The 13,742-nt window shown below is 56.4% G+C and carries 13 protein-coding genes; 3 read left to right on the top strand and 10 right to left on the bottom strand.

Annotated features, from left to right (window positions below; all coding sequences use genetic code 11):
• Positions 1-6 precede the first annotated feature (6 nt).
• On the top strand, positions 7-918 hold the full coding sequence (gene nagK / locus OSH03_RS03545; RefSeq protein ID WP_266178292.1) for an N-acetylglucosamine kinase: 912 nt from the start codon (positions 7-9) through the stop codon (positions 916-918).
• A 14-nt stretch (positions 919-932) separates the two neighbouring features.
• Positions 933-1,754: a Sir2 family NAD+-dependent deacetylase gene (cobB, locus tag OSH03_RS03540; protein WP_061098554.1), complete on the top strand. Its 822-nt coding sequence runs from the start codon at positions 933-935 to the stop codon at positions 1,752-1,754.
• A gap of 39 nt (positions 1,755-1,793) precedes the next feature.
• Here the strand turns inward: cobB and potD are convergent, their stop codons facing one another.
• Genes potD through potA form a run of 4 tightly spaced genes read right to left on the bottom strand, consistent with a single transcriptional unit; the run spans position 1,794 to position 5,602 of the window.
• The gene (gene potD / locus OSH03_RS03535; protein WP_266178291.1) at positions 1,794-2,828 is read right to left on the bottom strand and encodes a spermidine/putrescine ABC transporter substrate-binding protein PotD; all 1,035 of its coding nucleotides are present in this window, start codon (positions 2,826-2,828) and stop codon (positions 1,794-1,796) included.
• Positions 2,825-3,616, bottom strand: a complete 792-nt coding sequence (gene potC / locus OSH03_RS03530; RefSeq protein WP_061098552.1) for a spermidine/putrescine ABC transporter permease PotC — start codon at positions 3,614-3,616, stop codon at positions 2,825-2,827. The genes potD and potC overlap by 4 nt, the downstream gene beginning before the upstream one ends.
• Positions 3,613-4,470: a spermidine/putrescine ABC transporter permease PotB gene (gene potB, locus OSH03_RS03525; protein ID WP_266178290.1), complete on the bottom strand. Its 858-nt coding sequence runs from the start codon at positions 4,468-4,470 to the stop codon at positions 3,613-3,615. The genes potC and potB overlap by 4 nt, the downstream gene beginning before the upstream one ends.
• Positions 4,454-5,602, bottom strand: a complete 1,149-nt coding sequence (potA, locus tag OSH03_RS03520) for a spermidine/putrescine ABC transporter ATP-binding protein PotA (protein ID WP_266178634.1) — start codon at positions 5,600-5,602, stop codon at positions 4,454-4,456. Before potA ends, potB begins: the two co-directional genes overlap by 17 nt.
• A 237-nt stretch (positions 5,603-5,839) precedes the next feature.
• Between potA and pepT the strand changes: the two genes are divergently transcribed.
• The gene (gene pepT / locus OSH03_RS03515) at positions 5,840-7,063 is read left to right on the top strand and encodes a peptidase T (protein WP_266178289.1); all 1,224 of its coding nucleotides are present in this window, start codon (positions 5,840-5,842) and stop codon (positions 7,061-7,063) included.
• Between the two features lie 42 nt (positions 7,064-7,105).
• Here pepT and OSH03_RS03510 read toward each other — a convergent pair whose 3' ends face one another.
• The 6 genes from OSH03_RS03510 to mnmA form a co-directional block, all read right to left on the bottom strand.
• Positions 7,106-8,227 carry a ribosomal protein uL16 3-hydroxylase gene (locus OSH03_RS03510; RefSeq protein WP_266178288.1) on the bottom strand — a complete coding sequence of 374 codons (1,122 nt, stop codon included), beginning with the start codon at positions 8,225-8,227 and terminating at the stop codon, positions 7,106-7,108.
• Between the two features lie 91 nt (positions 8,228-8,318).
• Complete coding sequence (gene phoQ, locus OSH03_RS03505) at positions 8,319-9,782, bottom strand: two-component system sensor histidine kinase PhoQ (RefSeq protein ID WP_266178287.1); 1,464 nt, start codon at positions 9,780-9,782, stop codon at positions 8,319-8,321.
• The gene (gene phoP / locus OSH03_RS03500; RefSeq protein ID WP_025911763.1) at positions 9,783-10,454 is read right to left on the bottom strand and encodes a two-component system response regulator PhoP; all 672 of its coding nucleotides are present in this window, start codon (positions 10,452-10,454) and stop codon (positions 9,783-9,785) included.
• A 123-nt stretch (positions 10,455-10,577) separates the two neighbouring features.
• Positions 10,578-11,948: an adenylosuccinate lyase gene (gene purB / locus OSH03_RS03495; RefSeq protein WP_266178286.1), complete on the bottom strand. Its 1,371-nt coding sequence runs from the start codon at positions 11,946-11,948 to the stop codon at positions 10,578-10,580.
• Between the two features lie 19 nt (positions 11,949-11,967).
• Complete coding sequence (gene hflD, locus OSH03_RS03490) at positions 11,968-12,597, bottom strand: high frequency lysogenization protein HflD (protein WP_013097081.1); 630 nt, start codon at positions 12,595-12,597, stop codon at positions 11,968-11,970.
• A gap of 26 nt (positions 12,598-12,623) precedes the next feature.
• Positions 12,624-13,736 carry a tRNA 2-thiouridine(34) synthase MnmA gene (gene mnmA / locus OSH03_RS03485; RefSeq protein ID WP_266178285.1) on the bottom strand — a complete coding sequence of 371 codons (1,113 nt, stop codon included), beginning with the start codon at positions 13,734-13,736 and terminating at the stop codon, positions 12,624-12,626.
• Positions 13,737-13,742: the final 6 nt, after the last annotated feature.

The following is a 13,742-nucleotide window of genomic DNA, read 5'->3' as shown; positions in this document are numbered from 1 at the left end:
TGCACTATGTATTATGGATTTGATATTGGCGGCACCAAGATTGCGCTCGGCGTGTTTGATAAAGATCTCAAACTGCAGTGGGAAACCCGCGTTCCCACGCCGCGCGAAAGCTACGATGAATTTTTAACCGCCATTGCCGCGCTGGTGGCGCAGGCGGATGAACGCTTCGGCGTGAAGGGCAGCGTCGGCATCGGCATTCCGGGGATGCCGGAAACCGATGACGGCACGCTGTATGCCGCCAACGTGCCGGCCGCCAGCGGTAAACCGCTCCGCGCCGACCTCTCGGCCCTCCTTGAACGCGACGTGCGTTTAGATAACGATGCCAACTGCTTTGCCCTCTCTGAAGCCTGGGACGATGAATTCCGCCAATATCCGCTGGTGATGGGGCTGATCCTCGGTACCGGCGTCGGCGGGGGGCTTGCGATCGACGGTAAGCCGATTACCGGGCGCAGCTACATCACCGGGGAGTTTGGCCATATCCGTCTCCCGGTGGATGCGCTGGAGGTGGTGGGGCGTGATTTCCCGCTCACCCGCTGCGGCTGTGGTCAGCACGGCTGTATCGAGAACTATCTCTCAGGACGCGGGTTTGCATGGCTTTACGAACACTTCTATCATCAGAAACTTGAGGCCCCTCAAATCATTACCCTGTGGGAGCAGGGGGATGCGCGGGCGCGTGAGCACGTTGAGCGCTATCTGGATCTGCTGGCGGTGTGTCTGGGAAATATTCTCACCATCGTCGACCCGGATCTGCTGGTTATCGGGGGAGGGCTGTCAAACTTTACTGCGATTACGGAACGGTTGTCCGGGCGTCTGCCCCGACATTTATTGCCGGTCGCCCGCGTGCCGCGCATTGAACGCGCGCGACACGGGGACGCAGGAGGCATGCGCGGAGCCGCATTCCTTCATCTTACCGATTAGTTTACGAGGTCTTTATGCTGTCGCGTCGCCAGGGTCGACTCAGCCGTTTTCGCAAAAACAAACGCCGCTTACGAGAGCGCTTGCGCCAGCGGATCTTTTTCAGAGACAGAATCATGCCAGAAGCGATGGATAAACCCAGAGTGGTGGTGCTGACCGGCGCGGGGATCTCCGCCGAGTCAGGAATTCAAACCTTCCGTGCAGCGGACGGGCTGTGGGAAGAGCACCGCGTCGAGGACGTGGCGACGCCGGAAGGCTTTGCCCGCGATCCGGATCTCGTGCAGGCGTTTTACAACGCTCGCCGTCGGCAGCTTCAGCAGCCTGAGATTGCGCCGAACGCGGCGCATATGGCGCTGGCGAAGCTGGAAGAGGCGCTCGGGGATCGTTTTCTGCTGGTGACGCAGAATATCGACAACCTGCACGAGCGGGCCGGTAACAAGAACATCATCCACATGCACGGTGAGCTGCTCAAGGTTCGCTGCGCCTGGAGCGGCCAGGTGCTGGACTGGAAAGAGGACGTGCTGCCAGAGGACAAGTGCCACTGCTGCCAGTTCCCGTCGCGCCTGCGCCCGCACGTGGTCTGGTTTGGCGAAATGCCGCTGGGGATGGATGAGATCTACAGCGCGCTGGCGATGGCGGACGTGTTTATCGCTATTGGCACATCAGGACACGTTTACCCGGCGGCGGGGTTTGTTCACGAAGCGCGACTGCACGGAGCGCATACGGTAGAGCTCAATCTGGAGCCGAGCCAGGTGGGCAGCGAGTTTGAAGAGAAGCAATACGGCCTGGCGAGCGAGGTGGTGCCAGCGTTTGTGGATAAGCTTCTGAAGGGGCTGTAAGCGTAACGGGCGACGTTGCGTCGCCCGTTACGTATTGCATTAACGACCTGCTTTTAACTTCTGATAATACTCTTCGTAAAGGCGGCTCGCGTCGCCTACATCGTTCTGCCATTCACCTTTGCTGATGGTTTCGGCATCCGGATAGAGTGACTTATCGTTAGCCACGTCAGGCTTCAGCAGCTTGCGGGCGGCCAGGTTTGGCGTCGGGTAGCCAATCGTCTCGGCAACCTGTTTCGCCACGTCCGGACGCAGCAGGAAATTAATCAGCTTCAGCGCGCCGTCCACGTTCTTCGCGTTGGCCGGGATCGCGAGGCTGTCCATCCAGAAGATCCCGCCTTCCTTCGGCCAGACCACCTCCAGCGGCGTACCGGCCTGGCGGGCAACATACGCAGAGCCGTTCCACACCATCCCCAGATTTACTTCGCCTTCCATATACGGGTTTGCCGGGTTATCAGAGTTGAATGCCGCCACGTTAGGCATCAGCTTTTTCAGCTCGTTGTAGGCCGCTTCGATCTCTTTCGGATCGGTGGTGTTACCGGAATAGCCAAGTTTACGCAGCGCGATCTGGAACACTTCGCGCGCATCGTCGGTTAACAGCAGGCTGCCTTTGTATTCCGGTTTCCACAGATCGGCCCAGCCGGTGACCGTTTTCGGATCGATGGCCTCGCTGTTCACGCCAATAGCGGTTGCACCCCAGATGTACGGAATGGAGTAGTCGTTATTCGGGTCGAACGGCTTATTGAGCATCTCCGGATCGAGATTTGAAAAATGGGTTAGCTTCGTTTTATCGATCTTCTGGATCATGCCTTCTTTGCGCATTTTGTCGACAAAGTAGGTGGAGGGAACGACCAGATCGTATGCACCGTCTTTATAGGTTTTCAGCTTGGCGTACATGGTTTCATTCGACTCGTAGGTTGAGTAGATAACCTTGATGCCCGTCTCTTTGGTGAACTGCTCCAGCAGGCCCGGCGGCACGTATTCGGTCCAGTTGTAGAAGTAGAGCGTTTTGCTGTCATCAGCGTGTGCGGCACCCATGCCAAGCACCAGCGCCGCAGCGGCGAGCATTTTTTTCATTTCATTGTCCCCTGAGGTTTTGTTTTATCACGAGCAATAACCTGGCTGGCGATCACCAGAACCAGCGAAAACACCAGCAGAATGGTCGCCAGCGCGTTCACCTCCGGTGAGACGCCGACTTTCACCATTGAATAGATCTTCAACGGCAGAATTTCGTAGCTCGGCCCGGTCACGAATGAGGAGACCACGACGTCATCCATCGACAGGGTAAAGCTAAGCAGCCATCCGGCAGCGACAGCAGGCATCGCCAGCGGCAGGATGATTTTGCGCAGGATGGTCATTTCGCTGGCACCCAGATCTTTCGCTGCCTCCAGCATGCGCACGTCGAACCCTTTCAGGCGGGCATAGACGGTCACCACCACAAACGGCAGGCAGAAGGTGATATGGGAAAACAGCAGCGACCAGAAGCCAAGCTGTACGCCCAGCAGCATAAACAGCACCAGCAGCGAAATCGCCATCACGATGTCCGGCGACATCATCACCACAAACAGCATGCCGCTGACGAACGGCTTGCCGCGAAAGCGGTAGCGGTACAGCGCCACGGCGGTGAGGGAGCCAATCAGCGTGGCGAAGGTGGCGGAGACGATCGCCATCGTCAACGAGTGCTGGGCTGCCTGCAGCAGGCTGTCGTTGTTCATCAGCAGGCTGTACCAGCTGGTGGTAAAGCCCTGCCAGTTAATCCCGAAGCGCGAGCTGTTAAACGAGTTCACGATCAAAATGATAATCGGGATATAAAGGTAAGCGTAAATGGCGGTCATAAAACCGCCGCGAAGCAGTCGACCGATCATTCGAGCTCCACCTTTTTATTCAGCAGACGCGAAGCGCGCCAGTAGACCAGCAGCATCAGGCCCATCACCACCGTGAGCGTAATGCTGGTCGCGGAGCCGAACGGCCAGTCGCGGATGTTGAGGAACTGGCTCTTGATCACGTTACCGATCAGCAGGTTTTTCGCCCCGCCCATCAGGTCCGACACGTAGAACAGGCCCATCGCAGGCAGCATCACCAGCAGACAGCCCGCGATAATGCCGGGCATGGTCAGCGGAATGATAATCCGGATAAAGGTCTGCAGCTTGCTAGCTCCCAGGTCTTTTGCCGCTTCCAGCAGCGGTTTATCCAGCTTCTCAATGCTGGAGTAGAGCGGCATCACCATAAACGGCAGCAGGATATAGACCAGGCCAACGATCACCGCGCTCGGGGTGAACATAATGCGGATCGGCGTATCAATCACCCCCAGCCACAGCAGAAATTCATTGAGGTAGCCTTTGGTGCTGAGGAAGATTTTCAGCCCGTAGATGCGAATCAGTGAGTTGGTCCAGAACGGCACAATCAGCAGAAACAGCAGCAGCGGGCGCACCTTTTGCGGCAGTCCCGCCAGGAACCATGCGAAAGGATACCCCAGCAGCAGGCAGGCCACGGTGGCAATCAGCGCCATATTGAGCGAGTGCAGCAGCACGTCAAAATAGAGCGGATCGAGCAGGCGCGCGTAATTATCCAGCGTAAAGACCAGAGAAACGAAGTTTGCATCGTCGCGGGTCAGGAAACTGGTGGCAACGATCATCAGGTTGGGTAAAAAGACAAATAGCACAAGCCAACCGACGATTGTGGCAATCACCACCTTCTGGAACTTACTTGTGTTCTTCATCAGCCAGCACAACCTCCCAGCTTTCTACCCAGTTGATAACCATTTTCTGGTCAAGAGAGTGGTCAAAGTCAGGGTCGTCCTCGTTAAAGAATTCGCTGACCATCACCATTTTGCCGTTCTCCAGTTCAACCACGGACTCAAGGGTCATCCCTTTATAGTTACGTTCGCGAACGTAACCGATCAGACCTTCGACGTCGGCCGCGTCGTGGATCTCATCAACGCGGAGATCTTCCGGGCGCAGCAGGACGTTGAGTTGTTGGCCTTTCTCGACGGCAAAGTTCACGGTGATAATGCAGTCGCGTCCCTCGACGTTCGCGCGAACGCGCTGCGCATCCAGACGCTCAAGCACCGTGGCGTTGAAGATATTGATCTCGCCAATAAAGCTGGCGACAAACAGGTTTTTCGGCTCTTCGTAAATTTCACGCGGCGTACCGTCCTGCTCGATTTTGCCGTCGCGCATCACCACGATGCGGTCAGACATGGTCAGCGCCTCTTCCTGATCGTGGGTGACAAACACGAACGTGATACCGAGCTTGCGCTGTAGCGCCTTCAGCTCGTTCTGCATCTGCTTGCGCAGCTTGTAGTCCAGCGCGGAGAGGGATTCATCCAGCAGAAGCAGGCGTGGTTTATTGACGACCGCGCGGGCAATGGCCACACGCTGCTGCTGACCGCCGGAGAGCTGGTGGGGCTTTCGCTGGGCAAACGCTTCCAGCTGTACCATGCGCAGAGCTTCGGTGACGCGCGGTTCGATCTCATTAGCCGGGGTTTTTTGCATCCGCAGGCCAAACGCCACGTTCTCAAACACGGTCATGTGCGGGAACAGAGCGTAGCTCTGAAAAACGGTATTGACGTGGCGATCTTCGGCAGGAACCTGGGTGATGTCCTGGTTCTCAAGATGGATGCGGCCATTATCAACGCTTTCCAGCCCGGCGATAAGGCGCAGTACGGTGGTTTTGCCGCAGCCGGAGGGGCCAAGCAGCGTAAGAAACTCACCATCATTGATGGTCAGGTTGAGGTCTGAAATGACGTCTTTGCCATCAAAGCTTTTACGAATTCGTTCCAGTTGCACCAGCGGTGAACGAGAACGGGATTGTGTATTCAATTTTTGCGCTGTCCCATATAGACGCCTCAGGCAGCAGACTGAAGCGGGGTTTGTGTGTAACCACCTTGGTGACTCGTAATGAGGGCGGACATTCTACGGCAATCCCCCGTAATCGCCAATCCTTGTCACTGATTCATAAGCTACATTTATTAACGCATAAAGATATAAACGTAAAAAGTTCTCGTTTGCGGGATAAAAGTGACCTGACGCAATATTTGCGTTTTGATGCTTACTGATAATGTTGTCACAAAAAGTGAGGGTGACTGCATGGATAAATTACTTGAGCGTTTTTTACAGTATGTTTCGCTGGATACCCAATCTAAGCCGGGTGTCCGCCAGGTGCCAAGCACCGAAGGCCAGTGGAAGTTGTTAAACCTGCTTAAAGAGCAGCTTGAGGCCATGGGGCTGGTCAACGTCACGTTAAGCGAAAAAGGCACTGTGATGGGAACGCTGCCGGCGAATGTGCCAGGTGATATTCCGGCGATTGGCTTTATCTCCCATGTCGACACCTCTCCGGATTTTAGCGGCAAACACGTGAACCCGCAGATCGTGGAAAACTACCGCGGCGGCGATATTGCGCTGGGTATTGGCGACGAAGTGCTCTCTCCGGTGATGTTCCCGGTGCTGCACCAGCTGCTCGGCCAGACGCTGATCACCACCGACGGCAAAACGCTGCTGGGGGCGGATGACAAGGCGGGCATCGCGGAAATCATGACGGCGCTGGCGGTGCTGAAAGGTAAAAACATCCCGCACGGGGACATCCGCGTGGCCTTTACCCCGGACGAAGAGGTGGGTAAGGGCGCGAAGCACTTCGACGTGGAAACTTTTAACGCGCAGTGGGCGTACACCGTCGACGGCGGCGGCGTGGGCGAGCTGGAGTATGAAAACTTCAACGCCGCCTCGGTGACCATAAAAATTGTCGGAAACAACGTTCACCCGGGCTCTGCCAAAGGGGTGATGGTGAACGCGCTGTCGCTGGCGTCGCGTATTCATGCGGAAGTCCCGGCGGAAGAGAGCCCTGAACAGACCGAAGGGTATGAGGGCTTTTATCACCTCACCAGCATCAAAGGCACCGTGGACAGCGCGCAGATGCACTACATCATCCGCGATTTTGACCGTAAAGCCTTTGAGGCGCGCAAGCGTAAAATGATGGAGATCGCCAAGAAGGTTGGGAAGGGATTGCATCCTGACTGCTATATTGAGCTGATCATTGAAGACAGCTATTACAATATGCGCGACAAGGTGATGGCCCATCCGTACATTCTGGATATCGCCCAGCAGGCGATGCGCGACTGCGATATTGAACCGGTCTTAAAACCGATTCGCGGCGGCACTGACGGCTCGCAGCTGTCGTTTATGGGGCTGCCGTGCCCGAACCTGTTTACCGGTGGCTACAACTACCACGGCAAGCATGAGTTCGTGACGCTGGAAGGAATGGAAAAAGCGGTGAAGGTGATTGTGCGGATAGCGGAGTTGACCGCGAAGCGGTAAGCAAAAGCCCGGTGGCGCAGCGCCACCGGGCATTAAAGCAACTCAGTCTTCAAAGAACCAGTACCCGCTGTTGACCAGCGCGGCCAGCATCGCGAGGAAGGATGGGTCTTCCAGCGCATCGCCAAAGGTGTCAGCCGTCAGCACCATATGGCTGGCAATGGCTTCCAGCGCCGGGCGGTGCGGGGAGTCGAGCTTCTCACCGTTGACGAAGACCTCTTCACCAATGCGCAGCACGCGCAATCCGCCCAGACGAACCAGCTTGTCACCCTGCTGCAGCGCATCATAAATCTCGTCTGCCTGATACGGCGGCTCCGGCGGTGCAACGTCCAGCTCGTGGCGGGACTGGCTGATAAACTCGCCAAACCATTGTTTAAAGTGCTCCGGCTCGTTGATCAGATCCAGCATCATGCCGCGCAGCTTATCCAGCTCTTCCGGCAGGATGTCAGCAGGATGCTCGCGCGCGGGCACGTCCGGATCGCTGTAGCGATAGCTGCCCAGCTCGCGCTGCAGGACGTAGTCGGCAAAGCCGCTGATCATCTCGCGGCCGCTCGGCGCGCGGAATCCAACGGAGTAGTTCAGCGAGTTCTCCAGGGAGTAACCTTCGTGAGGGAAGCCTGGCGGAATGTAGAGGATATCGCCCGGCTCCAGCTCTTCGTCGATAATGCCTTCGAATGGGTCAACCTGAAGCAGATCCGGGTGCGGGCAGTGCTGTTTCATCGGCACTTTTTCGCCCACGCGCCAGCGGCGGCGGCCCGTACCCTGAATGATAAACACGTCGTACTGGTCCAGATGCGGACCCACGCCGCCGCCAGGTACGGAGAAGGAGATCATCAAATCGTCCATGCGCCAGTCGGGCAGGGCGCGGAACGGGCGCATTAGCGCGGCAGTCGGCTCGTGCCAGTGGTTGACCGCCTGCACCAGCAGCGACCAGTTGCTTTCGCCGAGATGATCGTAACTTTCGAAAGGACCGTGGCTGACCTGCCATTTCCCGTCCTGGTGGCTGACCAGGCGGCTGTCGACTTCGTTTTCCATGGCCAGACCGGCCAGCTCGTCAGGTGAGATAGGGTCGACAAAGTTGCTGAACCCGCGTTTCAGAACCACCGGGCGCTTTTGCCAGTAACGTTCAATAAACTCGGGCCAGTTAAGTGTTAAGTGATAATCCATATTTTTTTATTCCGCAGGCTCTTACTGACTCGGATTATAACGGAAGCTCAGCCCCCCGGCTGCGAGATCCTCGCATTTTTCACATAACGGGTTAACTATCGTCCGATGTGGGCTGCTGACGACCAAAAATCACTTCCATTCTGGCCCCGCCGAGCAAGCTTTCGCTGGTTTCGATTTTTCCGTCGTACTGGTCGACAATCTCGCGGGCGACGGCTAAACCCACGCCCTGACCGGGGCGCAGCGTATCCGCTCGCTGACCGCGATCGAACACCACATCTCTTTTATTGAGCGGGATCCCCGGGCCATCATCCTCAACGATAACGTGTAACGCGTTATCCGTCTGGCGCGCCGACACTTCCACAAACTCCAGGCAGTATTTGCAGGCGTTATCTAACAGGTTGCCCATCACTTCCATAAAGTCATTTTTTTCGCCGACAAAGCTAATCTCAGGCGAAATATCGAGGCTAATGTTCACCCCTTTACGCTGATAAACCTTGTTGAGGGCGGACGTGAGATTATCCAGCAGCGGAGCCACCGGGTGCAGCTCGCGGCTCAGGAGCGCGCTGCCGGAACGCATGCTGGCGCGATGCAGATAGTAGCCAATTTGCTGCGAGATTCGGCTGATCTGCTCCAGCATCACCGGCTCGGCATCGTCGACGCTCAGCCTTGAGCTGCGCATGGAACGCAGGGTGCTTTGCATCACGGCCAGCGGCGTTTTCAGGCTGTGGGTGAGGTCGGTCAGGGTCGTACGGTACTTATCATAGCGTTCACGCTCGCTTTTCAGCAGGCGATTGAGGTTACGCACCAGGCTGGTCAGCTCACGGGTGGTTTCCGGATTGAGCTTTTCACGATGGTGTTCCTCCAGCTCGCGCACCTCTCGCGCCAGGGACTCAATAGGGCGCAAGCTCCACCACGCCGCCAACCAAAGCAGCGGGATCACCAGCAGCAGGTTTGCGGCCAGAACATAAACGAACCAGCCCCAGACCTTATAGGAACGTTTTAGCTCAACCGGAATGGTGTCGATCACCACAATGGTCAACTGCGGCATGTTCATGGTCGCCGGGTAGATATTGATCGCCACCGAGTGCGTCATTTCCGTTTCGGCATCGTCAGCACGGATTTCATTGAGCTTTTGCTGCATCGAGCGATCTTCGCGGATCAGCGTGCTGGTGGTATTGAGATCGGCTTCTATCTCATGAAACCCGTTGGTTTTGAGCCACTCCGGACGAATGCTTTTCGCCAGCCACGGAATATCGCGTTGCGCCCAAAGCAACTTTCCCTTTTCGTTATAGATCAGGGCTAAAGTGGGGCTCTGTTGATCCAGGTTCTCCGGCATTTCAACGGTGATATGGTTGTCTTCCCATTTTGCCAGGGTATAAAACAGATTGCTTTCGCCGCGTAGCAGTCGAAAGGTCGTTTTATCGAAGCTGACGCTGTAGCCCACCAGGGCGACCAGACCGTAAGAGAGCGACAGCACCAGCACCACCGCGGCCGTTGCCAGCAAAAAACGAACCCGCAGCGAGAGGGGCAGAATGTGGCGCAAAATCCGTCTCATTTAGCGTAATTCGAACAGGTAGCCCTGGCCGCGGACGGTCGTAATCACGTCCTGCGGATACTGCGCCTGGATTTTCTTACGCAAACGGCCCATCAGCACGTCAATGGTGTGACTCTCGCGCAGCTCAGCGTCAGGGTAGAGCTGGAGCATTAAGGAGTCTTTGCTCACTACCTTGCCGCTGTTACGGATCAGCGTTTCCATAATGGTGTATTCGAACGCGGTGAGCTTGATCACTTCATCGTTGATCGAGAGCTCGCGCCGGGAGAGGTCCACCTGGAAAGGCGGAATGGAGATAACCTGTGAAGCCAGCCCGCTGTTGCGCCGTAACAGCGCCTGCATGCGCGCCGCCACTTCTTCAATATGGAACGGTTTGGTGACGTAATCATCGGCACCGGCGCTGAGCACTTCAACTTTGTCCTGCCAGCCTTCGCGGGCGGTGAGAACCAGAACCGGCAGGGAAACGTCATGGCTGCGCCAGCGACGAATTAACGACAGGCCGTCTTCATCAGGCAGGCCTAAATCGACAATGGCGATGTCCGGCAGATGTTCATTGAGATAATAATCGGCTTCTTTTGCATCTTCAGCATCGTCCACCTGATGTCCCATCTCCTGAAGCTGAACCTTCAGGTGGTGGCGTAGCAATGCGTTATCCTCAACAACCAGTACGCGCATCATCTTTTCTCCCGGAATAAATAGTATGAATAGTTTAACGCTGATTATGTTGCTGTGGGGATAAACATTCAGTAAACCGGGGAAAAGCAACCCCCTTTCCGGGCGGAAAGGGGGGAAGGAACATTACTTCAGCTCATCAACCATGGTGATGGCGCGGCCAATGTAGTTCGCAGGGGTCATCGCCTTCAGGCGGGTTTTCTCTTCTTCCGGCAGTGCCAGACCGTCGATAAACTGTTTCATGCCTTCGGCATCAACGCGTTTACCGCGGGTCAGCTCTTTCAGCTTCTCGTACGGTTTTTCGATACCGTAGCGGCGCATCACGGTCTGAATCGGCTCTGCCAGCACTTCCCAGTTGTGATCCAGCTCGTCCAGCAGACGGTCACGGTTCACTTCCAGCTTGCTCACGCCCTTCAGGGTGGACTGATATGCGATCAGCGCATAGCCAATGCCCACGCCCAGGTTACGCAGCACGGTGGAGTCGGTCAGGTCGCGCTGCCAGCGGGAAACCGGCAGCTTGCTCGCCATATGCTGCAGCACCGCATTCGCCAGTCCCAGGTTGCCTTCGGAGTTTTCGAAGTCGATTGGGTTCACTTTGTGCGGCATGGTAGAGGAGCCAATTTCACCGGCGATGGTTTTCTGCTTGAAGTGGTTCAGCGCGATGTAGCCCCACACGTCACGATCGAAGTCGATCAGGATGGTGTTGAAGCGCGCGATGCAGTCAAACAGCTCGGCGATGTAGTCGTGCGGCTCAATCTGGGTGGTGTACGGGTTCCACTGAATGCCCAGCGAGGTCACGAACTCTTCGCTGAACTGGTGCCAGTCAACTTCCGGGTAAGCGGCGATGTGGGCGTTATAGTTACCGACCGCGCCGTTGATTTTGCCCAGAATTTCAACCCGTTCCAGCTGACGGTACTGGCGCTCCATACGGTACGCCACGTTCGCCATCTCTTTGCCCATCGTGGATGGGGTGGCTGGCTGGCCGTGAGTGCGGGAAAGCAGCGGAATGTCGCGGTATTCAACGGACAGCGCTTTCACCGCGTCGATGATTTTACGCCAGTAAGGCAGCACCACTTCTTTACGCGCGGTGGAGAGCATCAGCGCGTGAGACAGGTTGTTGATGTCTTCGGAAGTACAGGCGAAGTGAATGAACTCGGATACCGCGTGCAGGGCCGGGACGCTTTCCACTTTCTCTTTCAGGAAGTACTCAACCGCCTTCACGTCGTGGTTGGTGGTGCGTTCAATGGTCTTAATGCGCGCGGCATCTTCTTCGCTAAACTCAGCAACGATTTTATCAAGGTAATCGTTTGCCTTTTCGTCAAAAGCAGGAACTTCCTTGATTGCTGCCTGGGCGGCCAGCTTTTGCAGCCAGCGTACTTCAACCTGAACACGGAACTTCAGCAAACCATATTCGCTGAAGATCCCGCGCAGCGCGCTGACTTTATCGCCGTAGCGTCCATCGACAGGGGATACGGCGGTCAGTGAGGATAATTCCATAATTCGCAACTCCGGGAGGTTAACAATGAGCAAGAATTTGTTTTGCCTGAGTGGTCAGGCGATTACGAGAAAACATTAACTGCAGGCGGCCACCGCCAACCTGATGCCACAGCACGGCGGCGCGGATCCCAGCCAGCAGGGAAGCGCGGACCTTCGCCTGCACCTGCGGGCTTTGCAACACGGCAGGGGAGCCGGTGACCTGAATGCGCGGGCCCAGCGGGCTGATAACGTCAACGTAAATGCCCGCCATGGCGCTCAGCAGCGTTTCAGACTGCAGGTCAAAATGGTCGAGCTGACGCTGTAGCCCGGCGATGCGATCGCCCAGGGTATTGAGCGCGCCTTTCGCCGCGCTCAGCTTACGCTCCAGCACCATCAGGCTTAAGGTGTAGCGGGTCAGTTCCGCGTTTAACCCCTGGCGGCTGCTGGCGTTAAGCACGCCAAGCAGGGTTTCAAGACCGAGACGAAGATTGGTTTCACTGCCGCCGAACACGCCCAGGGTTGAACCGGGGTTGAGGTCGATAACGCTGTTGAGCGAAACGTGCAGGGCATCAGCGTCACAATGACCCTGATGCGCCAGCTGTTGCACCAGACGAGCAGACTGGCAAATTCCTGCCAGCGCCAGGGTGATGTCATAGTAATTCTTCGCCACACGGTCTCCTTTATGTGTGCAATCGGTTAAACAGCGGGCAGCGGCAGGCGCTGTTCAATGATCCCGCCGCCCAGGCAGATTTCGCCGCTGTAGAAGACAGCAGACTGGCCCGGGGTAACGGCGGCGACCGGCTCGTCGAAACGGACGTCAATGCGGTCGTCATCGAGCGCGGTAATGGTGCAAGGAATATCGGTCTGGCGGTAGCGCGTTTTCACCGTGCAGCGCAGCGTGCCTTTCAGCGGCTTGCGATCGACCCAGTGCAGCTGCTGCGCGATAAGACCAACGGACATCAGACGCGGATGGTCATGGCCCTGGGCGACAATCAGAATATTGTTTTCGACGTCTTTATCGACAACGTACCACGGATCTTCGCTACCTTCTTTAGTTCCGCCAATACCCAGGCCTTTACGCTGGCCTAAGGTGTGGTACATCAGCCCCTGATGCTGACCAATCTCGTCGCCGTCAACGGTGACAATTTTCCCCGGCTGTGCAGGCAGGTAGCGGCCCAGGAAATCACGGAATTTGCGCTCGCCGATAAAGCAGATACCGGTAGAGTCTTTTTTCTTCGCGGTGATCAGGTCCAGCTCTTCGGCAATTTTACGCACTTCAGGCTTTTCCAGCTCACCCACCGGGAACAGGCTTTGCGCAATCTGTTCATGGCTTAGCGTATAGAGGAAGTAGCTCTGGTCTTTATTGCCGTCGAGGCCGCGCAGCAGCTGGCTTTTGCCATTCACGTCCGCACGACGCACGTAGTGACCGGTCGCAATGTAGTCAGCGCCCAGATCTTCCGCGGCGAATTCCAGGAAGGCTTTAAATTTGATCTCTTTGTTGCACAGAATATCCGGGTTCGGGGTGCGTCCGGCTTTGTACTCCTCAAGGAACAGTTCAAAGACGTTGTCCCAGTATTCTGCGGCAAAGTTAACGGTGTGCAGTTCAATGCCGAGCTTATCGCATACGGCCTGCGCGTCGGCGAGATCCGCAGCGGCAGTGCAGTATTCCTCGCCATCGTCTTCCTCCCAGTTCTTCATGAACAGGCCCTCCACCTTATAGCCCTGTTGCTGTAACAGGTAGGCGGAAACGGAGGAATCGACACCGCCGGACATGCCGACGATCACTTTTTTCTGGCTATTATCTGACATGGAATA

Origin of the sequence: Enterobacter nematophilus, from assembly GCF_026344075.1 — a bacterium.
Lineage (GTDB): Bacteria > Pseudomonadota > Gammaproteobacteria > Enterobacterales > Enterobacteriaceae > Enterobacter > Enterobacter nematophilus.
Note: the sequence above shows the minus strand (reverse complement) of the source record. Positions and strands in the feature narration are given on the sequence as shown.